Origin of the sequence: Anabaena azotica FACHB-119, assembly GCF_014697625.1 — a bacterium.
Classification (GTDB): Bacteria; Cyanobacteriota; Cyanobacteriia; order Cyanobacteriales; family Nostocaceae; genus Trichormus; species Trichormus azoticus_A.
This window is the reverse complement of the sequence record NZ_JACJSG010000005.1, coordinates 61078-85253: the sequence shown is the minus strand read 5'-3', so window position 1 is coordinate 85253 and position 24176 is coordinate 61078. Positions and strand designations below refer to the sequence as shown.

Genomic DNA, 24176 nt, shown 5'->3' with positions numbered 1-24176 from the left:
CAAGTACCAAGGAGGATTAAATCTACATATTACGATAATGCTTAAAACCAAAAATGAGATATTTCCTAGTATCTAGAAATTAATCTCAAAGAAGAAAAAATACGACTGTTTGAAACCACGGAAGTGTCAATTTTATAGAATTTTTGCCTTTTGCAGTATCAACCCAATTATCTATAACGAGCAAATAAACAATGAAACGTACACTTGCTTTTGTAATCTCCTTCACCTTTTCATTTATGTTCTTCTTTAGCTCTATGGCTATGGCTGAAGAAGTTCAAACACCAATGCCACAGGTTACGTCAAAATTGACTGACTCAGAAATCCTCCTTCCAGCCTCATCTATAAAGGCAAGTAGTGAAAATTTATTCAATATAGGAAAAGAACTTAACGCTAAACTTTTAATGGATGTTAATAGGGAAGAACCAGTATCCAGTTTCTCAGAGATATGCCCCAAGGGTCAGCTAAAATGCCCCTTAAGTAATGGTGAAATTGGATATTGCCTGAGTGGAACCTGTTCGCCAGGAGCAACTCTAACAAACAAATATGAAAGATTTCTCACAAGAATTTATAGTTTCTTATCTACTTTATGGCGGTTTTTCGGTTTTTCCCAGTAGTCAAAAATCTGGTAGTCTCAAACTATTTAAGCAAAAGCTAGATTACCTCTATTTTTGACAAAGCTATTGCTCCTAAAACTAGGAGCAATTAGGAATTAATAGGCAAAATAGATTTTTAAGTGGTTTTGCCTAACCATATCAGGACTTACGCAACTGGAACAATAGTAGGGTGCGTCAGATGTGGAATATTTCTTAATTTGTACGAGATTATTGGGTCTGACGCACCCTACAGTTAGTGTGATGATGACACTTGCGTAAGTCCTATATATATAGGAATCCGATTTGATTTATGAAAACATCTCAGTATATGTAGTATCCGTAGGGTGGGCATTGCCCACCAAAACCATGATATGGTGGACAATGCCCAACGCCACTTGCGAAACAAATATTTGATATGCTTTAATATTCTTATGAGATTTCTGACTAAATTATAATTACATTACTATATAAAGTCATGCTTGGAGCGAAGTGAGGTTAATTTATTGATTAACCTTACTTATTGTTTTATATAAGTAGTGTGTACGCACTTTTCTAAAAGTATGACTATATAAATTTAAATTTTTATGGAAAAGCAAATTTTGCATCTTTCGGCATTAAGTTTGATATTTATATGCTTTGTAAAAACCAATGATATAACCTACGCACAAATTACTGCCGACAATACTTTAGGCACTAAGGTTGAAAGTCCTGATAAACTAAACTTCACTATTACTGATGGTAAACAAGTAGGAAGTAACCTGTTTCATAGTTTTCAAGAATTTTCTGTACCTGAAAAAGGAACAGCTTCCTTTGAAAACAATTCAAATATTAAGAATATTATTAGCCGTGTCACAGGTAATTTAAGCTCTCACATAAATGGTTCACTTCAAACAACAGGTTCTGCCAACCTGTTTTTGATTAATCCCAACGGCATTATTTTCGGTGTAAATGCTTCATTAAATATTAATGGTTCTTTTATAGCCAGCACAGCTAGTAAAATGCTTTTTGCTGATGGAACTGAATTTAGTGCTACTGATACCCAGAAACCACCTCTACTGACTGAAAAGGTTCCTGTGGGATTGCAATTTGGGCAAACTGCTAAACCAATTCAAATTAATGAGTCTACACTCAGTGTTTCACCTCGTGAAACCTTAGCTTTTTTAGGTGGTGATATATTCATAAATGCTAGTGAAATAGAAGCACCAGCAGGTCGAATCGAGCTAGGAAGTGTTACTAACAATAGTTTAGTTACACTAACTCCACTGACCCAAGGCTGGGCATTAGGGTATGCTAGCTCACAGAACTTCCAAGATATTGAAATAAAAAACAGCTATATTTTTACAGAGGGTGAAGGCAGTGGAGCTATTCAGTTTTATGGCAGGAATATTGTAATCAAAAATGTTTCACAAGTAGGAGGGACAACCAATGGAAATAACTCAGGTCAACCTTTAATAATCAAAGGATCTGAATCTGTAGAAGTCAATGGTGACTCTAGACTATTTACCTTAACTAATAGCAGTAAAGTAGGAGGGAACATAATAATTGAAACGAAGCGGTTGTTAGTTTATGAAGGTGGAATGATAGAAGCTTCTACTGAAGGCGTTGGACAGGGAGGGAGTTTAACTGTTGATGCCGATGAATTTGTAGAGATAGTAGGAGGCGGAAATTTATATTCTAGCTTAAGGGTTCGCAGTTTTAGTACACAAAAGGATGCTGGTGATGCTGGAGAAATGCACATTGATACTAAGAAAGTAATTCTCCGTGACGGAGGGCAAATGACAACTTCTACTCTTAGTGCTGGCGATGGGGGAAGATTGAGCGTAAATGCCGATGAATCTATAGAAGCAATTGGTTTCACAGTCAAAGATAATCTTGATTTTCCCAGTGGACTGATTTCTCAGAGTAGAGGACAAGATGGCGTTTCTGTGACAGGCCGGGGAGGAGACATAATCATCAAAACTCAGCGTCTAGTTGTTAAAGATGGTGCCAGGATGTCAGTTGCAGCAATAGCTGGTAGCCTGGGTGAGGCGGGGACTTTATATATAGATGCCCCTGATTCTGTAGTTGTGAGTGGCACTGGTATAGATAAGAAAGGTCAAATTGCTCCTAGTAGTTTGTTCGCTGCTAGCGAAGGTTCTGGTAGTGCTGGTGACTTGACGATTATTACAGGAAGATTAACTGTTCAAGATGGTGCGGAAATTAGCGTCAGTAATCAAGGCTTTGGCAGAGCAGGTAACTTGACAGTAGATGCTGGCTCTATCAATCTGAACAACAGAGGCAAAATCACTGCTGACACTACAGGTGGTGGTGGGTATATTTTTGTGAAGACACCCTTGTTAATCTTACGCAATCAAAGCGCTATTACCACTAACGCAACTGGCAATAATGTTACTGGTGGTGACATTAGTATTAATGCCAGAAATGGTTTTATTATTGCTGTTCCTGGGGAAAATAGTGATATTAGTGCTAATTCAGAAGATTTCCGTGGTGGTAATGTAGAAATTGACGCTCTCAACGTTTTTGGTATTGAGTATCGTAATGAGCCTACCTCAGAAAGCGATATCACTGCTACTGGTAGAGATTCCGCATTTAATGGCTTAGTGCAAATTAACACACCGGATGTAGATGTGAGAAACGGGTTAGTCGAACAGCCGATTAATGTATTAGATGCTTCGCAAAAAATTTCCACCGCTTGCACCCCTGGTAGTCGGCAAAGCCAAAGTTCTTTTATCGCTACTGGGCGTGGTGGTTTGCCACCTAATCCTTATGAACCCCTTGATAGCAATGAAGTTTGGAGAGATGTGCAACTGCCAAGACAATTAGCTGAAAACTCAGTTTCCACAACTCCTGAGCGCATTGTGGAAGCTCAAGGTTGGATTATTAATAAACAGGGGAATGTAGAATTAATTGCTTACCCATCCCCAGTTGATTGTGGCTGGCGTTAAAGCAGGGGAAAGGGAATAGGGTGGAAGGCTTTTAAAGTATAGGTTTGATGATTGTAAGCGGATATGATATCAGCAGGTGGCGATGCACTCCCCACCCTACGAAATAGTTACAGCAGTTTCGCTATTCGTGACATACTGTAGAGACGTTACATGTAACGTCTCTACATGGTTTTGGGTTTTACGCTTGTACCTCATTTACCCACAATATGCTGTAGGTTTTGGGGCTGTTATTTTGGCAACAAGAGAGTGGGGCAAAATATAAGAAATACTGGAGTTAAGAGTTAAGTAGTGTCAAAGTTTTTCCGAGCCGCTTTTCGACGAATGCAAGGACTAATGCTGCTAACACTTTTGATGTTTAGCATTGGCGTTACTGTTGTGTTCCCTCAACAGGTAAAAGGTGCTTCGCCAACGATCGCTCAATCTGCAAATGCCCAATTATTACTACAACAGGGTATACAATCTTACCAAGCTCAACAGTTGGCTGATGCAGTGAAAGTCTGGTTGCAAGCAGCTGCTATATTTGCCCAACAAGGCGATAACCTGAAATTAGCATTGGTCTGGAGCAATCTTTCCTCAGTGTATCAGGACTTGGGGCAGTGGTCGGCGGCTGAGGTGGCGATCGCTAAAAGTCTCAACTTCCTACAAAATCCTCCTGCATCATCTGACTTGCAGACTTACCGAGAAATTCAAGCAAAAGCCCTCAATACTCAAGGCAGTTTACAATTGGCTCAGGGAAAATTAGCACAAGCCCTAGCCACCTGGAAGCAGACATCAGCTACTTACGCCCAAGCTGGCGATAAATTAGGGATGATTGGTAGTTTTCTTAACCAAGCAAAAGCCTTACAAGCTCTAGGGTTGAGCCGCCAAGCTGAAACAACTTTACAGCAGATTAACCATCTCCTCCAGTTAGAATCTGACCCTCAACTCCAGGCTACAGGTTTACTTCGCCTCGGTAATGCTCTCAGGCGAATTAGCAAGCTAACTCAGTCTCGGCAAGTTTTAACTGCAAGTCTGCAAGTAGCTGAACAATCTTCAACCAAAGCTTCAGTGCTTTTGGAATTGGGCAATACTGAACGAGCCTTAAGTAATCAAGCCTTTACGTTCGGTAAACAAGAACAAGCAATTCAGCACGCTCAACAAGCAAGCCAATTTTATCAACAAGCTTCAGAATTGGGGCTGCAAATTCAACCCCAACTGAATCTATTAAGTCTGTGGGTAGAAACTGGACAGTCGGTAGCAGCAGCCAAACTGTGGACGCAAATTCAGCAGTCCATTACTAACCTACCTCCTAGCCGTACAGCCATCTACGCCCGACTTAATTTAGCCCAAAGCTTAACTTGTCTGCGCCCTGATATTGACAAAGAAACAACTTTTTGCATAAAAAGACCTCAACAACAGCTACCGACTCAGAACCAAGTTGCACAAACCCCTACATGGCGAGATATAGCGCAGATATTAGCCGTTGCAGTCCAACAGGCGGAAAGCTTGCAAGACCGCAGAGCTAAATCCTATGCCCTGGGTCAATTAGGAGGGTTGTATGAATTGACCAAACAGTGGTCAGAGGCTCAACACCTGACCGAACAAGCGCTATTAATTGCCCAAGAGATTCAAGCTGGAGAAATTGAGTATCGCTGGGAATGGCAGTTAGGACGCTTGCTGAAAAAACAGGGGGATAACAAAAGAGCGATCGCTAGCTACATCGCGGCTGTAGATACGCTAAAATCTGTGCGTCGCGACTTATTCACCATTAATCCAGATGTGCAGTTATCTTTTAGAGATCAGGTAGAGCCAGTTTACCGGGAATTAGTAGATTTGCTCTTAAGCAACCAAGAAAATGGTCAAGCGAATCAAGAAAATTTGCGAAAAGCGATCGCATATACAGACTCTTTACAACTGGCAGAACTAGAAAATTACCTTGGTTGTAACCTTGGTCAAATAGTATCGCTCAACCAGAACCCAAATCAAGCCTCGCGCCAAGCAGCATTTATTTACCCGATAATTCTCAAAGATAGATTAGAAGTAATTTTTCAATTGCCAGGGCAACCAATAGGAAATTATAGCTCTTTAATTCCCCAGACGGTGGTGGAAAAAACCCTCGAACAATTGAAAACAGCCTTATTAGGGCGCAATGCGGGAAAAATCCGCGAAAATTCTCAACAAATTTATCGATGGTTGCTCGAACCACTAGAGCCACATTTGCAAAAGAGTAAGGAAGTTCAAACCTTAGTGTTTGTACTTGATGGGAACTTGCGTAATATTCCCATGTCCGTCCTTTATGATAGTAAAGCCAACGAATATCTGATTGAAAAAAAGTACGCTCTTGCCGTTCTACCCAACGCTCAACTGTTTGACCTACGACCCAGGTCTCAGCAATTAAAAGTTTTAGGTGCTGGCATTAATACTGCTTTAGAAGTAGAAAATCGCTATTTTGCGGCAATTAATGCTACAGAAGAGTTGCAACAAATTCAGCAGATAACATCAAGTAAAATCTTGATGAACGCCCAATTTACTAAAGCCAACCTCCAAGAAAATTTTAACTCTGGTGGATTTTCCGCAGTCCATTTGGCGACTCACGGTAATTTCAGTTCTGACCCCGAACAGACTTTTATTCTCGCCTATGGCGAACTCCTCAGAGCCAATGATTTAGAGAACTTATTGACAAGTAGCCAAAAAAGAACATCTAGCCCTATAGAGTTGTTTGTCCTGAGTGCTTGTCAGACAGCAGCAGGAGACAACCGGGCAACTTTAGGTTTAGCTGGGTTAGCTGTTCGTTCTGGCGCTCGCAGTACCTTAGCTACTTTGTGGCAAGTTAGCGATGATTCTACTGTCAAGCTGATGCAGCAATTCTACAAAGAGTTAAGTCAGCCAGGAATGAGCAAGGCTATGGCACTCCATCGCGCAGGGCAAGTTTTGATGAAAGAACGAAAGTATCAAAATCCTTATTATTGGGCAGGTTATGTTTTAGTTGGTAATTGGCTTTAATCGACGGGTGCTATTAACACCGCATCTACCAATGGTTCTTGAACGACCCAGGAATAGCCCAGCAATTTCACAAGATTAGCCCAATCCTGATTTAATTGCTGATTTGCTGGATTAGCAAAATACTGTTGAGCAAGATTAGCGATCGCATCATACCAAAGATTATTTTGTTTATAAATAAAGTATTCTTGAGACTTCGCCATCTCTATCTGATTTTTCAGCTTGGAGTTGAGAGGTTGTCGTTGCACCCAACCGTTTAAAACTAGCTCAGGCTGATTGTTTTGTTCTAGTTTACAGTTAACTTTAAAATACCAACGATAAGTTTCGTTGACTTTAAAAGAATACTCCGACTTGGCGGGGATTGTAATTTTGATAATACCTGATTTTTCTACCAACTTTACCGCAGTTCGGTAAATAGTCTGACGCTCATCACCATCAAGCAGCAAAAACTCCATATAATTTATTTGCTCAGGAGCATAGGGAATATAAAACCAAAAAGTTGGATGCTCCAAAAGCGTATAGTCATTACCATTATTAGCTACTAAGGCAGTTAAAGGTTTACTCGTCTTTGGACAAGTGGCGCTGGGACGGGTTGTTCCTGGTGTAGAATCACCTTTGGGTGTACCTGTATCTGGCGGCGGCGGCGGCGCAGAACTGCTGTGTAGGCTGCCTAATGTAGAGTTACTGACAAATATCGTCAATGCCAGAGCAATAGTCAAACCAACTTTCATAGGTTTCCATGCCATATTGTGCGTTACCTAGTCAACTACAACAGAACAATGGGATTTTCATGTAAATCTTATACCAATTCTCTATGAAATTGCACCGAAAAATAATGTAGTAGCTTGTCTAGACTAAAATGTGGCAGTAGATTTAGAAAAAAATTGAACGCAGATAAACGCAGATAAACGCAGATGATTAATATCATATCCGCTTAAATACTTATCATATATTGGGGGCTGGTAATAGGTAATCGGTAATCGGTAATGGCTCACAACAATTACCTATTAGCTATTACCAATTACCGACCAAAACAACCATATTATAAGTAATTAGCCGAACTTGATATAAGATGAGTTAGTAGAGACGTTGCAGGCAACGTCTCTACAGTGGTTTCCAAACATCCTCTAACGATTTCAGCCTGATGATACTATTTCTGCAACTGAGAAAACCTTTCTTTAGCTACTATGCTTCCCCCCGTAGCAAATAAAGCTAAGGCTGATGGGACAAACGGTAGCCACCCACCTTTGGAGAAGCTAAACCAGCAAAGCCCATATAGCACCAAGGTGCAGATGCTAATACCCAGCCCTCGGTATAGCGACACCTTGCACTGCCAAACAATTATCCCTCCTGCGGTTGACCAAAATACAACCCACAACCCATCTCCCCATAAGGGCAACCACCACAACAAAGGTCGATTATCCTCTACAGCACTTAAAATTTGGCTGACTAAATGTGCATGGACGTATAGCCCCCGCATTCTCCCCAAAGGTGTATCGTGAAAATCTTGGATGCTTGTCGCCGTCATGCCAATGAGAACAACTCGTCCCTGAACCCAATTTGGGTTAAATTTATGGCTGAGTACATCTCTAAAAGAAACTTGTTGACTTATCTTTTTGGGATCGACAGTGTTGCGGTAATAAAGTAGTAATTGGTTGCCTCGCGCATCCAAGTTTTGATACCCACCAGTGCGGGACTCCAAGCGTTTACTGATAATAGATCCAAATATCCAGTTGTCTGCTTGAGCCTTGACAACAATACCTTTAGCGCGTAAGTAGCGGTATGCCACCTGAAAACCGAAAGAATAGTTGGTAGCACAAGGGGAAGCCGCCGAGTTAGGGTTGGGAGTGCGGGATAAAAGATAGCGACGAATGGTATAGTCCTGATTCTTTCCCAGGTTATCAGCATATAAGTCTGCAAAGCCGACTTGTGCGGCGGGAATTTGTGGCGGAGGTGCAATACTTTGGTTGGAGTCTTGATGAGTTGCACATACGGCAATTAAGTTTTGATTGTGTTGTTGATGCTTGATGAATGCTGCCTGCCCTGGTGGTATGGGGCGATCGCGCACTATGTCCAAGCCGATAACTTTTGGATTATACTGATTGAGCTTGTCTAATACCTGGGCAAGAATGGCATCAGGGATGGGATAGCCATATTGCCTAATATCAGCTTCATCTCCTCCAACTACTAACAAACGCCGTTCTGGTAACTCCGGCGGCTGACGGCGCATCAGATGGTCGAAAGCTTGTAGCTCAAGTGATTGCCAAATTCCTAGCACTCGCAGTCCCATCACGAAAGCGGCAACAGCTACACTCGCTACTAATACTGTCCAAATTGAGGTTGTTGGGGAAGAGACACCCAAAACTTTTAACTGTGTTTCTACCCAATCCAAATTAAAGATTAATTGGTAAATCCGGTTTTTGATGGTTAAATTTCCCTGCTGCTTGACTACCAAACCAGACAGTCGCAACTCTAATTCAACAGGAGAATCTTGAGCGACAACTTTACCTCGCTGCAAAATTTGCTGCGACAGCAACAGCAACTCTACACTAGATCTTTCGCTTCTCAAAAGGCGATTACGTATTGTCCGCAAATGTTCTGGCTCATCTTGAGATTCCCAATTTTCAATGATTTGCTTCTGTACTAATTGCTCAACAGTCTTAGCCTCGTCTCCTGCTGGGATAAAAATTTCAGAATTGGCAATTAACCAACAGAGTTTCTGAGTGAGAAATGGCTGTCCCCCTGTCCAATACAATATTTCTTTCAACACTGCTTGAGAATTACTCGCTTTGTGGGCTAGTCCTTGGGCTAAAATATAGCTCTCATGCAGTTGAAAACCTTTCAATTCAATTGCCTGACCAATATTAAAGGGGGTAGAATTGGGGTCGGCGATCAAATTTGCTGGTGTTGCCACTCCTAAGAAAACAAAGGTGATACGCCTATATTCAGGTATAGTCGCCCGCTTATCATAGCAATTACGCAATAAAGCGAAAAAATCATCTGTGGGAAACTTTAAATTGAGAACGCTATCGATTTCATCTATAAAGACTACCAAGGGTTGATGAATCTGAGCCAATAGCACAGTTTCAATGAACTCGCCCAAGCACTGCACCGGGGAAAGATCCTCACGTTCGCGCAACCAGTTACGCCTATTGACTTGAAGTTGTAATCCACTGATCAATTCTTGAATGATACCTCCATACCACTGCTGGGCTGTAATCTGCTGACTACCAATTCCTGATAGCTCGATTTCAGTACAGACAATTCCTTGTGCTTGTAACTTACTCATCGTCTGTACCCTGAGTGAAGATTTGCCCATCTGTCGAGAGTTGAGGACGTAGCAATACTCGCCTCTGTACAAAGCTTGATAAAGCTCAGAGTCTGCCTGTCGCGTCACATAAGTTGGAGCATTAACTGGGAGGCTTCCTCCTGGTTGATATTGGTAGGCAAAGTTGCGTTCTGCACTCATTCACTATTCCGTTAGTAGATCACTCAAGGACTTCCAGAAATTAAATTGTTTCATATTTAGGACTTATGCACCAAAGTAGTCTGTTAAGACAGGGTGTAATATCATGTCCGCTTAAATACTTATCATATATTGGGGGCTGGTAATAGGTAATCGGTAATCGGTAATGGCTCACAACAATTACCTATTAGCTATTACCAATTACCGACCAAAACAACCATATTATAAGTAATTAGCCGAACTTGATATAAGGGAAGAATTTAGCTTTTAGTCTTTCCCCTATACCCCTATACCCTTTAAAGGACTTGCAAATAAAAAACATCCCAAATTTTTGTGTAAAAAGGGCATCTTGTCCGCCCAGAATTTAGGACGAGCAAGATGCCCGTAAGAGCGGTAATGAGGTACGGCGTTAATTTATTTAAGCCTAACCTTGCCATACCACTAAATTACATCTGTTTTTGTATTGTATGCTTGAGGTAATTTCCACCAGGGAAGATGAGGATATTCGTGATGTTCTTCGTGGTAGCCGAAATGATAGCAGGTAATAAAAGACCAAAATACAGGAAATCCAATACTACGCGCACAATGGCGGTTAGTATATCCACCTTCTAGCCTTCTATGAGGTAAAAATGTGCCGAAATAAAATAACTGTATTGAACTTAAGGTAGAAGGAATCATCCAAAATAAGATTAAATTTTCTTGGGGCATTTTAAACAAATTTATTAGTCCCTGAAAAATTAAAACTAATCCAAAAAATTGTGTCCAACTCCAATAGGACTTCATAAAATGGCAATACCAGAGAAAGAAGTTTTGAGGATAAACATTGTGATAATCAGGATCTAATTCACTACCTGGATAGCGATGATGTTGCCAATGCTTTTTTAATAAATCTTTATAAGATAAAAGCCCATACAATGTTAGAGAGAATTTACCTATGAAATTGTTTATATTAGCATTTTTAGGATAAACTACACCGTGCATGGCATCATGAGCATTAATAAATAACCCTGTATATAGGAATGTTTGCCAAAGTATAGCTATTCCTATTGATACTGCATTCATTTTGGTCGTATCTAATGAGATTAAGAAAATTAGACTAATCGCCCATACACATATAATAAGCCCTGCAACAAATATACCTTTATTCAGGTCTTTATCCTCTTTTATTATTGATGCCATCAGAACTGATTTTTCTGAATGCAGAGTTGATGTTTGACATTGAACCATGCTTTTCTACCGTGACTATTTGTTGATGATTTACAAGTTAAATTATGTAGTTATTCCAGATACACTCCTGCTTGCTATTTTTTTAGCTTTAAGTTAGCTTTAAGATATCAATCTAGTTATTACCTAATTTTCGGTAAAATTGGCAGTCACTAAAAATCTATTTAGATAGCTGGCATTTTCCAGTATTACACAATCTTAACATTTTGTTACACTTTTAGTGTAGAAAAATTTTTCCTGAGAATTATCTGTCTAGAGTTCTAACTATGTCTTCTACTCAAGCAAGATATCTCAACAGCAATTAACAAGTCTGAAGTTAGCAATAACACAAAATTATGCAGATTGAAGAACAATATCTGCATATATAAAGAAAAACCTAAAATTATTTTATAATGTTTATTCTGAAATTCTTGATTGAACAGTGGATGTTACATTATGGTAACTTCATCGCCTTACCAATATACCAGACAGAAGTATATTCATTTATTTGAATATCAAGTAAAACATTTGGGAAAATCCACACCTGCAATTATTCGGTTTTACTCACCAAGCCTTGAGTTGGGTTGTTAGCTTAGAGAAGCGATTAGTTACAAACTTAAAATTTCACATTTGTAGTTAGTTGACAAAACCACAGTCTCTGGGGTTTTTGGGAAAGATTAATGCAAAAAAAGAATCTGTTTTCTGTAATAGTAATTTCATTCCTAGTTTTTATCATGGTTGTATCTGCCAAATTTATCGATAACACTCACCCCATCAGCGAAATGTATGTGTTTGGGGATAGCCTGTCAGATGCAGGTATGGTATTTCGGGCGACTGGGGGAATTTATCCACCCCAGCCAGCGTACTATCAGGGACGTTACTCCAATGGTCGGGTGTGGGTTGAGTATTTGAGCGATCGCTTACATCTTACCGCCAAGCAAACTAACAATTTTGCCTATGGAGGATCAACTACAGGCAATCTTGCTAACGCTTATGTACCCAGTTTATTGCCTCAGGTGCAATCATTTACACAAACACAGCAAGAAACTAACCCAAACAGCTTATATGTACTGTGGGCGGGAGCAAATGATTATTTGCAAGGTGTAACTAATGCAAGTATCCCTGTGCAAAATGTAACTGGCGCGATCGCATCCCTAAGCAAAGTCGGTGCAAAAAAATTCCTCGTGGGAAATCTACCAGACTTAGGACAGCTACCAGCAACGCGAACAGGCGCAAATTCCCCCAGTTTAAGTACATTAACACAGGAACACAACCAAGGGCTGAGGCGATCGCTCAAGCTACTCTCTCAACAAAACTCTGAGCTTCAGATTGTCACTTTCAACGCCAATGCGTTATATCGAGATGCTATCACCAATCCAGCGACATTTGGCTTTACTAATGTGAGTAGTTCTTGTCTATCTGGTTCTAACGCCTGTGGGAACCCCAACCAATTTCTGTTTTGGGATGGGATTCATCCCACAACTGAGGCTCATCGTATTATTGCAGACACCGCTTTTTCAGCAATTCAAGAAGCTGGATTAACAATTCAAAATTAATTACAGCCAAATTTATAGCGGTTTTTAAGTCAGTAAGGTACAGAAAAAATGATTGAACGCAGATGTTGGCGCAGCCTTCCCGCAGGGTACGCAGATGGACGCAGATGAATCTGTATTCTATCCGATTGCAATCCGCTATATATCAATAGGACTTACGCAACTGGCATATTTTTTCTGTAGGGTGTGTGAGGAGCGATAATATTTGAACGTAGTCATGAGACTTGTAGCGTCACGCACCAACCACCAATTGTGACACTTGCGTAAGTCCTGATCAAGTTTGGTGAAGTAAGTAATTTTGGTACAAAAAAAGGCAGGAAGTCCTACCTTTGAACCCAAAAAAAGCATTTTGTAACCAAATACAATAATCAATATGCCATGCTGTTGTGGCAGCCATATTGCAAAAGGACGACAATGGTGTGAAATGTTTAGTTAACAGTTGACAGGTGACAGGTGACAGGTGACAGGTGACAGGTGACAGGTGACAGTTGACAGTTGACAGGTGACAGTTGACAGTTGACAGGTGACAGTTGACAGTTGTTCTCTTCTGCTCCTTTCCCCTCCTGGGAGGGGTTAGGGGTGGGTTGCTCCTCTGCTCCTCTGCTCCCTCATCTCCCCAGCCCCCAATCCCCTGCTAAACTGCTGCTAAATTAGAATTAACTAACTTCCCATCCTCCATCTGTACAATCCGATCAGCAATATCCAAAATGCGATAATCATGAGTTACCATTAGGATTGTACAGTCTTGTTCGTTAGCGAGTTTCTGCATCAAGTTAACCACATCTCGCCCGGATTGGCTATCTAAAGCGGCTGTGGGTTCATCCGCTAATACAACTTGCGGATAGCTAACTAAAGCACGTGCGATCGCCACTCTTTGTTTTTGACCTCCTGAAAGTTGATCAGGGTAGTAATGTAAACGGTTTCCTAATCCCACCTGCTCTAAGATTTGCACTGCACGAGTTTGTATTTCCTCTAACTCAATGTATTGATGTAGTTCTATCCCCATTTTTACATTTTGCAGTGCGGTTAAACTCCCATGCAAATTATGCCCTTGAAAGATATAACCATTACGCCGTCGCGCCTGTACCAATCTTTCCGCACCAGCACCACAAAGTTCTTGTCCCAACACTCGTAAACTACCAGACTGGGGCGATCGCAATCCCCCCACCAAGTTTAGTAAAGTGGTTTTACCAGAACCAGAAGGCCCCGTCAAAATCACAATTTCACCAGCACGAATCTCTAGATTAATATTAAATAAAACCTGCTTACGCAGCGAACCATCACCGAAGTAGTGGTCAAGATTCCAAATGGAAATGACTTTTAGCATAATTGAGGACAGTTGACAGTTATCAGTTATCAGTTATCAGTTATCAGTTGACAGTTGTTCCTTTTCCCCCTTCCCCCTTCCCCTTTCCCCACTAAAACATATCTGCTGGGTCAGCACTTTGAAGCTTGTGAGTAGCGATCGCTCCCGAAATTGCACACATAACTATAGTTAAGATTAATACTTGCAATGCCCTGATAGCAGTCATGTAAATGGGTAAGTTTGTGGCAGTGCGAGTTAAATGATAAAGTCCTAAAGAGACTGTTAAGCCAGGGAAAAAGCCTAGCAATGCTAAAATTACTGCTTCTTCAAAGATTACACCTAATAAGTAGTAATGACGATAACCAATGGCTTTAAAGGTTGCGTACTCTCGCAGATGAGCATGAACATCTGTAGATAACACCTGATAAACAATAATTACACCAACTACAAACCCCATTGATACCCCGATACTGAAAATAAATCCTATGGGGGAGTTAGTACGCCAAAAATTATTTTCAAATTCAATAAATTCGTCATGAGTTAGCACCTTGACATCCTCTGATAGACGTGCTTTTAATGCTGCTACTACTTGTTGACGATTCACATTGGGTTCCAACTGAATTAAACCAACGCTGACACTAGAAGATTGTTGTCTGGGAAACAAACGTAAGAAGTTTTGATCGCTGGTAATGAGAGTACCATCAGCACTAAAAGAAGCCCCTAGTTTAAATAGACCGCTAATCCTCACTGTACGCCGTTCTAGTTCGGTTTTGACAGTTTCACCTTGTTCTAGTTTAGCGATCGTTTCTTGATAGTCTCCTCTAGATGCACGGTCAAATATAACTGTATCTGGTAGCTTAATTTCTGATAGTTTTTGATTAACTTCGGGAAAATCTACAGCTGGTCTATCTGGATTAATCCCGATGACCAAAATTTCTGTATCACGGCGTGTTTGGGGATTCTTCCAGATCATATTACTCACATACATCGCCTCCGCCGATTTCACCCCAGGGACATCCATTGCTTGATAAAGTCGCCGACGGGAAAAGGTAGAAAGGCGTTGTAAGTTGCGAGTTTGAGAACCGATGACAATAATATCTGCCTGTAAACTGCGATGTAATGTAGTGTTACTGTCATAAAGCGCTGCTTGAAACCCAAGCTGCATAAACATTAACAAGTCAGCAAAAGCAATACCTGACAATGCTACTAACAGCCGACTGCGTTCATGGCTCAGTTGTAGCCATCCTAAAGGCGTTCTTCGCCGGAGTTGGTGGAACATAGGAGGGGGAAAGGGGAAGGGGGAACGGGGAAAGGGGAAGGGTGAAGGGGGAAAGGGGAAGGGGGAACGGGGAAAGGGGAAGGGTGAATGGGAAAAGGAGCAACTGTCACCTGTCAACTGACAACTGATAACTGATAACTGATAACTGATAACTGATAACTGATAACTGATAACTGATAACTGATAACTGACAACTGACAACTGATAACTGATAACTGATAACTGATAACTGATAACTGACAACTGACAACTGATAACTGATAACTGATAACTGATAACTGATAACTGATAACTGATAACTGATAACTGACAACTGATAACTGATAACTGATAACTGATAACTGATAACTGATAACTGTCACAGTTCAATAACTGCTTTAACCTGCATATTTGTTAGGTCAGCAGCTGTTTTACTAGATACAGGATTTAGGCGGATATAGACTTCAACTACTCTGTTATCAACATTGCTAGTAGGGTCGGTGTTGACTACGTTTTGCCGAAGTACTTGTAAGCCTTTGCGTTCGACTTTTCCCTGCATTTCTAGGGGTAAATAATCACCAATAATTCGCACTTTTTGCCCTGGTTTGACTTTGCTGATATCACTTTCGTATACTTCGGCTACTACGTACATTTGGTTAGTTTGTCCAATATCGGCAATCCCATCAGTTGAGACTAATTCCCCTGGACGGGTGTGAATCTCAAATACTTGAGCATCTTCACTAGAGGAGTCTCCTGATTTTTTCGGCCATCGCACGTAGGCTTGTTGTAAATCTACTTTTGCTTCATTGACGGCGGCGATCGCACGATTAACTTCGGCTTTGGCAGCTTCTACATCTACTCCCCGAACTTCGGTGATTTGTGCTAATGTGGCTTTGGCTTGTTGGATTTGTTGCTGGCTGCTGGTTTGGATGCGCTGCAAGTCGGCTTGAGCTGCGATTAGGGTTTTTTGGGCAGTTTCTAAGTCTAACCGCTTGCGATCGCCTTCTTGTGCTGACACAGCCCCTTGTTGATACAGGGTTTGATAGCGTTGATTTTCCGCTTGGGCGTTTTTGACTTCGGCTTCTAGTCGTGCTACTGTAGCTAGTTGCGCGGCAATATTACCTCTTGCTTCCGCCTCTAATCTGGCAATTGTGGCTAGTTGGGCTGCAATTTCTCCTCCTTTGGCTCCTGCTTGGGTACGGTTGAGGTTGGCTTGGGCTACCTTCACCTGTTCTTGGGCTTCCTTTAGCGCCGCCTCCAAGCGATCGCGGCTATCCAAAATTGCAATCAATTGTCCCGGTTTTACCCTATCTCCCTCCTTGACTAACAATTGTTCTACCCGACTACCCTCACTAGATGTAGTCGCCGAGAGTTTAATTACTTTTCCCTTTGGCTCAATCCGTCCTAAAGCCGTAACCGTTTTTAGCTCTGGTAATAATGCTCCTGATGCTTGTACCTTTGGATTAGATGCTTGGCGAAAATTTAAACCTATATAAAAACTGATTGCTATAGCAGCAAAAGATGCAAAACAAGCTAAAAAAAACGCTGGACGTAAAATCGATTGAGGAGAAATTGAACGGTCTAGCTTTGAATTTTGCACAATCGCATACCTTTGTAGCAATTTCAACTTCGCTAACTCAAATCGAATTTTATTAACTTAGTTATTAGTCATTAGTCTAGGACTTACGCATAAAAACGAAAAATCAAGCGTTTGGGCAAGGGTGTGGGGGTATAGGGGTATAGGGGTGTAAATCTTTAAAACCCTTACACCCTTACACCCTGCCTCAACAGAAAACTTCGATGCGTAAGTCCTGTAGTCGTTGGTCATCTCTTACAAAGTTCTGTTCCGAGGAAACCTCTCTACGAGACGCTACGCGAACCGCTCAGACTTTGCGCTTAGTTAATAGTCAACCGTTAACAGTGAACATTTATCAGTTTTCTAACTACTACAACTTCTCTTATATGCTCAAATCTACTCGATATCTGATCTGAGATATACAAAACTAAACTGTATAGTTATATGATATTATTATACTAAACCGACTAGTTTAGTCAATAGTTACTTTATTTGTAGCAGTTAGCAGATAAATTAGCCCATCAACCAATCATAAAACCTTGACTTGAAAGGGGGAGTAGATGAGGGGAAAGGGCAAAGCCTTTTCCTTTAACTTTTCTATGGACTATGGACTGTTGACTATGAACTAATGACTAATGACTCTAAGGATTATTTAAAAATGGCACGCCCAAAAGTTGGAGACACAAATCGTTCAAATACTACTGATAAAGTAGAAAAAATTCTGCATGGAGCGATGCAGGAATTTTTAGCTCACGGCTATGCTGCTACTAGTATGGACAAGGTCGCGGAAGCGGCTGGAGTTTCTAAAGCAACGGTATATAGCCACTTTCAAGATAAAGAAGGTTTATTTAAAGCATTAATAGAGAAGTTAGCCAGAAAACGGTTTCAATTAATTTTGGGAACCCAACCCTTACAAGGTGAACCTTACATAGTCTTGAGGCGGTTGGCTAAAACAGCTTTAAATCAGATGGGAGGTGATCCCGAATATCAATCATTTGAGCGGTTGTTGATTGGCGAGTCTGCACGTTTTCCAGAGTTAGCACAGATTTTCATCGCTAGTATTGCCAAACCAGCGATAGAAACTATTGGTAAATACTTAGCTTCCCGTCCTGAACTCAAAATACCAGACCCAGAAGCCACAGCCAGAATTTTGATTGGTTCATTGGTGCATTTTGTGATGACGCAGGAGATTATGCACGGTAAAGATATTATGCCAATGGAGAGCGATCGCTTAATCGATGCCTTAACATATCTAATTGTTAACTGTGCTGAGTAATATTTTTGGGTTAACTTTTCCCCGCCAGGGGACGCAAAGTATATTATATCTTCAATCAAGATATAGTTTGAACGATTGTCCTCACTAAAATTTTACAAAAACTTAAGTATGTTTACGGACACTACCGAGAGGAATTCAGAGGTAGAAAGATAAGAGGTTGTCCCAATCAAAGTTGGCTAAAACTTTATTCTATGAACACAAAAATCTTCAACGGTATAGCGGCTGCTACCACTTTGGCAGGCGTTATTGCGACAGCTGGAACTGCAAGTGCTGCTTCTCTAACCCAAACTGCTACCTTTACAGCTTCTACAGGTAGTTTTCAAGTCACAGATTTTGACCAAAATTTTAGCATCCAACAGTTTAGTCCGTCCCTGGGAAAACTCCAGAAAGTCACTGTTGATTTTTTTGGGGAAATCCAGGGAGATGGAAAATTTGAGAACAGAAGCTCTAGATCAGCTACCGTGGACGTGATTTTGGGTGGTCGCCTCTCTCTAGACCAAGCAGAATTAACTCCAAGACCCCTTTTGGAACTAAAGCCTACAACAGTTAAAAGATATAACGTTGCTAGATATGACGGCACAACTGATTATGCTGGGGCTTCAGGAAGAACCTTCACAGGTTTATCTACTTCAGGATCAGGAAGTACAACTTTTACTGACTTAGCATCTTTAAAAGTATTTACTGGTAAAGGGGATGTAGACTTTTTGTTCTCAGCTATAGCTAACTCGCAAGTAGTAGGATCAGGCAACATTAGTTCCGAAATCAATACATTGGCTAGGGGAAGTGTTACAGTCACTTATGAATACAAAGAAAGAGTTCCTGAACCTTCTGTAGTCATTGGTATGGGTCTTTTTGCAGGTCTTGGTATGCTGTCGAACCGCAAAAAACAATTGCTGAAATCGGCAAAATCATAAGCTCTCTCAAAGAGGTTGTTTTTCTATCCAAAGTATCGCTTAGTGCTTAAGAGAGACTATTCATCGAAATAGACGTATAAACAACCAGATTTTATATTCTGGTTTTTTATTTTTTATAATCCATAGCCAAAATTTAGCCATAATATTTGATTTATGAAAAAAATACATTTCTATCTGGCTTCTTTTCTATTCTTTTTGTACTTAGGTATATTTACTACTAGGTTTTTTAAAGAAAGTTAAAATGAACTCAACAAATGTTGACCACGTTGATAAATATCACGGGCGTAATCAGTCCAAGTACCTTGTCCCCAATAGCGGAAACAGCTTGTTTGTAGGAGGATATTATATAACAATGCTTGGCGATAGTCAACTTGTTTAGTAATAGATGAATCTCCCTCAAGTAATAAATTATCAAACTTTTGATGAAATAAATTACTCAATTCATACATGGGAGATAAAACATTTTCATAGCCCTTCACCCAACTGATATGATTTGTCCAAGAAGCTCCTTCTACATGAAAATTAGGGTTAACTTGCTTGATTTCTTGAATAGCATTCTCCACAGCTTCCGGTTGATAGTTATCTGAAGAAACACGCTGCCATATTTGATGTTGTCCTATGGGCTGACAAGCAGGAAAGTCTGCCACTTGACAACCAGCAGCCTCTATTAATTCTAAATATTCTGTGCCACACACCCCAACCACACCAGACTTTCCGCCGCCGTTATTGACCATATCCCACCAAGCTTGTTTGAAGGCGCTGGGAAATTCATTCATCATCACGCCGCCATTTTCGCCATCACCAATTTGACTAACTATTGGGGGAATCTCGACATTTCCTAAACGAAGTTTTGATAAAGTTTTGGCTTCATAGTAGGGCTGCATCTGACCGACTAATTTAGTGTCAGAACCTTGAGTTTTAATTAACGCGATAATACTCATAGTTTCGCCTTGGGAATTACGGGCAATTAGGCGATGGGGTAGATGTTTATCAATTAGAGGTTGTCCATTAATTGTTTCTACTGAATGTTCTTGCACTAGTAGCCAGCGATAACCACATTCTTTTAAAGCTTTAACAAATTCAAATAATATATCAGGGTGATTTGGTAGGTGCATTTCCGGTGGGGAAAAACCTTTAACTCTGGCTAATGCTTCCCAGCCAAAAATTGCGGCAAAATGCTGTTGCCATGCCAAGATATGTAATTTAATATCTTGAATTGGTGTGGAGGGAACGACAGCATGACCCCACATTGTACCCAGCCATTCTACATAAGGTTGATAGGTACTGTCGCAAGTAATTTGCTGGAGATGATCTAAAACATCATCGCGTCCCATTTGTCGCAGTCCCCATAAAAGATTCCCAGAATAGTCCAACATGACGCGGGGATTGCAACCTTGGCTGACGAGTTCGGGAATAAACTCTCCCATACGGCTGTAACACCAAGCAAAAGCCCCGGCGTTGTGGTTGTCTCCTGTGTGGGGATGAGCAAACATATATTGCAGATTGCTGATCAATTCGCCACTACTAAGCGCTGGTATAGTAGGTTGGTGCATATGTAGAGCGATCGCAAATACTGCTTTGACATTTTCTAACTTAATATTGGTTGTGGGTAAGAAAACAGGCGCATCATTGTTCACCACAGAGAGAACCTCAGCTTCCCAACCAGATATATTTGGCAAACCATCAATAATCTCTGGTAAGGCAGTATTTTCTAAGGCAAGCATTTTGGTTGCTCCAAAACAATGAATATTGATTATAATAATGGGTTAATTGGTAATAGGTAATTGGTAGTTCGTAATTCGTATTAACTTTGAAGTAGTGTGATGTCGCTAAGAAATTCCATCAGCTTTTGACTGAGGAATTTCAAATCTAATTTACAGATTTACGTCAAGTTTTGCGGGCGAAGGCAAAGGGACGCTTGTTTCTTGAGAATAATGAATCTGCAAAACGCTGGGTTTTTGTCCACATTAAGGTTGCGTCTGATTGTTGTCTGATTACTGGTGGTGTGGCTACTTGTAAAACCAATTCTAACAACCAAGGTGCTAAACGTTGACACCACACTGCTAAATGACTTTGCCAACCTACTAAGATTTCTGATGAATCTTTTTCTAGTCCAGCAATTAAGGCTTTGGCTACTTGCTGGGGTGTCATGGGAATTACCCAGCGAAATAGTTTTAAGTCACGTACCATATCTGTGTCTGTGAGGGATGGTAATAAGGCTTTGACTTGGATGTTGTACTCAGCCAGTTCACGCCGCAAGGCTTGGGTAAAACCTAAGATGGCAAACTTTGTGGCTGAATAGGTCGCCATCGTCGGTGCTGCCACTTTTCCCATTAAACTGGAAACATTGACGATGGTTCCTTGTCTTTGGCTAGCCATGCGTTTGGCGATAAGACTGGTGAGAGTATACATTCCCAATAAGTTCACCGAGAGTTCTTCTTGTACTTGCGGAAGTTTGGAACGCAAAAATGAACTTTGGTATGCAACACCTGCACAGTTAACTAGTAAGTGAATAGGGCCGTAACTCCGCCAAAGTTGGGCAATGGCGATGTTTACCTCCCTCACTTGGGTTAAATCAATTGCCAATGTTGTGGCTTGGACTCCCATCGCTGCGATTTCCTGAGCTACTTCTGTTAACTTTTGGCGATCGCGTGCCACTAAAATTAATCTGTGGATACCTTGTTGTGCTAATTCTATAGCGATCGCTCGTCCAATACCGCGAGAAGCCCCAGTAACTAAGGCAACTTTACCTTGAATATTCATGGATTTTATCCTCCAAAGTCTCGGTTTTACCCCGGTCATTCATCAATCAACACAAGGTAAAACAATCTTCGTTGTATTCAATCAGATCAGGGCAATTAGCCTTTAGCAACGATAGATTTCTTAGGCTAATCTGCGTCAATTGTGCAAATTACAATCAATTTCTTTCACTATTGATTAAATTGACATGGCTCATAGATTTTACCTCTTTTGAATCAGAGCGTTTATCATTACCGTTGCTTTACACACGTTAGCAATTAAATCAAGTACCTGCAACAATCAGTAATAAGAATTTCTTAATACTTATTAACAAACAGATATATAGACGATTGATTTTTATATAAGTTTTTATGAATACTTGAGTACAAATATTATGATCCCCTGACAATTGGCGCAAATATTTTTATCTAACAGAAAATTGTCATATATATGACACAAAAAAGACATATTTGTGGGGAACAAATGAAGTTGACAGTTGACAGTTGACAGTTGACAGTTATCAGTTATCAGTTGTCAGTTGTTATTCTCCCCTGCTTCCCTGCTCCTTTCCCCTCCTCTTAGGGGTTAGGGGTGGGTTGCTCCTCATCTCCCTCATCTCCCCACACTCCCTCATCTCCCCCCAGTCCCCACTACCTACTGCCTACAATTTTCGTCAATTGTTCGCTACTCAAGGATTGCAAAATACTGAGGTTTAAAGGAGGTTGACTGATAGATTGAGTGTAAGAAGGTTGCAAATAAGCACGATATTCAGGACGATTGAGTAGATTGGCGCTGAGAAAAGCCACGCTTAAAGCGTTGAGATAGGAGTAAGCCGGAGTCCGTTCAGGGCCAAGTAAACCGCTTGGTACTGGTAAGACATTATTCCCACGGGGTGAGTCACCGATGAGAGTGAAGTGGGTGGCGTTTTCTATTAAAACTAAATCTTTGTTGGGGTTAGGAAGCCAACTAAAGGGGCGAATTTGTTCGGGTACTGGTGGGGCAAAAATATCTTGGCTACCAGCTACTATCATTACAGGTAGTTTCACTTGATTAATACCATTTTCACCAAAAACAGCACTGCTAATAGGATTAATGGCAATGACTGCTTTAATTCGACTATCTTGTAACTGATAATTTTGTGGAGGTAACTGATTCGCCTCACATTGTAACAATATCGATACATTCAAACCAGAATTCTCTGGGTTACAGTCTTGGTTGAGTTGGGCAAAATTAATCTTTGCGCCTCCTAAAGACAATACTGTATAACCACCAAAGGATTGACCGATCGCACCAACTTGCTGAAAATTAAGTTTACCCCCAAGCCGGGAATCAGATTGTGCCAAACGTTGGAGTTCATCTAACAGAAGCTTAATATCTAAAGGTCGGTCAATAAATTCTCTGGGTTGCGGTGGGCCTGCCAACCCGGCAAAATATTGTTCAAAGCGTTTAGCGTTACTACCAGGATGTTCTAATACAGCAACGGCGAAACCGTAGGATGCTAAATGTTCGGCTAGGTAAATAAAACTATAGCGGTCAGAGGCGATGCCGTGAGAAATGACAATTAAGGGGAAAGGCGGCTGTCCTTGAGTATCTTGAGTTGTTTGGGGTATATATAAATCTACTGGTAAACGGCGATCGCGTTGCCTATCGTTGAGATTAAAGCTGGCTATTTGCCAACGGAATTTTCCTGGCGATCGTAAATCCGGCAATTGAGATACATTCTGATCAGTAACAATAACCTCGGCTAAACTCTGTTGTTGTAGAGAAGCAAAAACTTTATCCCTAATTCTAGTAAATTGTGCTAAGTCATTAAATATTCGCACGCCTTCTGAGAAATTCAGCCTAACATTAGTGCTAGGAAAATTACGCAGTACATTAATCACTGATACACCCTGTGGTTGGGAAGCCGATACAAGTAGCGCACCACGTAAAGCATAAAAGCCATTCTGACGAGAATCAGTTTGTACTATATCCCCCAGACGCTGCAAAACTTGTTCCCCGATAGGTGAGTAAGTAACTTGAGATATTAAAGTAGGAGTTACATTAAAACGTTGTTGAAGAAATTCTCGCAGTTGAGTTAGTTGTTCAGGAGTTAAACGTTGAGCATAAAATTGGAAATCATTGTCGATTTTACCTTCTTTAGCGAAAGTTTCTAACGAATTAACAGGTAGAGAAAATTCACCAAAAGGAGGGTAAAACAGACTGATACGTTCAGCACTTAAACCTGGTTTAGCGGTCAAAAGAGTGGACAGTAAACCCAGACTCAGATACTTCAAAAACCTTTTCATGAGAATAATCCGCTTGTCTACTTCGTCCAAACAAACTGCAAGTGTCAATGGTCAGTTGTTTTTGTTTAATACGCAGTTCC

Annotated in this window: 15 protein-coding genes; 6 read left to right on the top strand and 9 right to left on the bottom strand. The window is 40.8% G+C overall.

What is annotated here, in order from left to right; genetic code table 11:
• The first annotated feature begins 191 nt into the window (after positions 1-191).
• From H6G83_RS05050 to H6G83_RS05040, 3 genes are all read left to right on the top strand, one after another.
• Positions 192-614, top strand: coding sequence for a hypothetical protein (locus H6G83_RS05050; protein WP_190467892.1), 423 nt, complete (start codon positions 192-194; stop codon positions 612-614).
• Between the two features lie 563 nt (positions 615-1177).
• Positions 1178-3538 carry a filamentous hemagglutinin N-terminal domain-containing protein gene (locus tag H6G83_RS05045; protein WP_190467889.1) on the top strand — a complete coding sequence of 787 codons (2361 nt, stop codon included), beginning with the start codon at positions 1178-1180 and terminating at the stop codon, positions 3536-3538.
• A 288-nt stretch (positions 3539-3826) separates the two neighbouring features.
• Positions 3827-6520 (top strand): CHAT domain-containing protein, encoded by a 2694-nt coding sequence (locus tag H6G83_RS05040; protein WP_313935125.1) that lies wholly within the window; start codon positions 3827-3829, stop codon positions 6518-6520.
• On the opposite strand, the gene H6G83_RS05035 is transcribed toward H6G83_RS05040, so the two are convergent.
• The 3 genes from H6G83_RS05035 to crtW form a co-directional block, all read right to left on the bottom strand.
• Complete coding sequence (locus H6G83_RS05035; protein WP_190467884.1) at positions 6517-7263, bottom strand: DUF928 domain-containing protein; 747 nt, start codon at positions 7261-7263, stop codon at positions 6517-6519. The two genes, H6G83_RS05040 and H6G83_RS05035, sit on opposite strands and share 4 nt — an antisense overlap.
• 404 nt (positions 7264-7667) lie before the next feature.
• Positions 7668-9986 (bottom strand): CHASE2 domain-containing protein, encoded by a 2319-nt coding sequence (locus H6G83_RS05030; RefSeq protein WP_190467881.1) that lies wholly within the window; start codon positions 9984-9986, stop codon positions 7668-7670.
• A 438-nt stretch (positions 9987-10424) separates the two neighbouring features.
• Positions 10425-11210, bottom strand: a complete 786-nt coding sequence (crtW, locus tag H6G83_RS05025) for a beta-carotene ketolase CrtW (protein WP_190467878.1) — start codon at positions 11208-11210, stop codon at positions 10425-10427.
• Positions 11211-11920: 710 nt separating this feature from the next.
• Here crtW and H6G83_RS05020 point away from each other — a divergent pair.
• Positions 11921-12742 (top strand): SGNH/GDSL hydrolase family protein, encoded by an 822-nt coding sequence (locus H6G83_RS05020; protein ID WP_242044426.1) that lies wholly within the window; start codon positions 11921-11923, stop codon positions 12740-12742.
• 631 nt (positions 12743-13373) lie between these two features.
• Here the strand turns inward: H6G83_RS05020 and H6G83_RS05015 are convergent.
• The 3 genes from H6G83_RS05015 to H6G83_RS05000 all read right to left on the bottom strand — a co-directional run bounded on the left by H6G83_RS05015 (position 13374) and on the right by H6G83_RS05000 (position 16903).
• Positions 13374-14066 carry a DevA family ABC transporter ATP-binding protein gene (locus H6G83_RS05015; protein WP_190467872.1) on the bottom strand — a complete coding sequence of 231 codons (693 nt, stop codon included), beginning with the start codon at positions 14064-14066 and terminating at the stop codon, positions 13374-13376.
• Positions 14067-14157: 91 nt separating this feature from the next.
• A complete protein-coding gene (gene devC / locus H6G83_RS05010; RefSeq protein WP_190467869.1) occupies positions 14158-15324 on the bottom strand; it encodes an ABC transporter permease DevC in 1167 nt (388 codons plus the stop codon).
• A gap of 358 nt (positions 15325-15682) precedes the next feature.
• A complete protein-coding gene (locus H6G83_RS05000) occupies positions 15683-16903 on the bottom strand; it encodes an ABC exporter membrane fusion protein (RefSeq protein ID WP_190467863.1) in 1221 nt (406 codons plus the stop codon).
• Between the two features lie 634 nt (positions 16904-17537).
• Between H6G83_RS05000 and H6G83_RS04995 the strand changes: the two genes are divergently transcribed.
• Both H6G83_RS04995 and H6G83_RS04990 read left to right on the top strand, forming a co-directional pair.
• On the top strand, positions 17538-18155 hold the full coding sequence (locus tag H6G83_RS04995; RefSeq protein WP_190468161.1) for a TetR/AcrR family transcriptional regulator: 618 nt from the start codon (positions 17538-17540) through the stop codon (positions 18153-18155).
• A 191-nt stretch (positions 18156-18346) separates the two neighbouring features.
• The gene (locus tag H6G83_RS04990) at positions 18347-19069 is read left to right on the top strand and encodes a choice-of-anchor E domain-containing protein (RefSeq protein ID WP_190467860.1); all 723 of its coding nucleotides are present in this window, start codon (positions 18347-18349) and stop codon (positions 19067-19069) included.
• A gap of 236 nt (positions 19070-19305) precedes the next feature.
• Here H6G83_RS04990 and H6G83_RS04985 read toward each other — a convergent pair whose 3' ends face one another.
• The 3 genes from H6G83_RS04985 to H6G83_RS04975 form a co-directional block, all read right to left on the bottom strand.
• Positions 19306-20793 (bottom strand): glycosyl hydrolase family 57, encoded by a 1488-nt coding sequence (locus tag H6G83_RS04985; RefSeq protein ID WP_190467857.1) that lies wholly within the window; start codon positions 20791-20793, stop codon positions 19306-19308.
• 163 nt (positions 20794-20956) lie between these two features.
• Positions 20957-21832 carry an SDR family NAD(P)-dependent oxidoreductase gene (locus tag H6G83_RS04980; RefSeq protein ID WP_190467855.1) on the bottom strand — a complete coding sequence of 292 codons (876 nt, stop codon included), beginning with the start codon at positions 21830-21832 and terminating at the stop codon, positions 20957-20959.
• Between the two features lie 626 nt (positions 21833-22458).
• Positions 22459-24096 (bottom strand): alpha/beta hydrolase, encoded by a 1638-nt coding sequence (locus tag H6G83_RS04975; RefSeq protein WP_190468158.1) that lies wholly within the window; start codon positions 24094-24096, stop codon positions 22459-22461.
• Between the last annotated feature and the right edge of the window lie 80 nt (positions 24097-24176).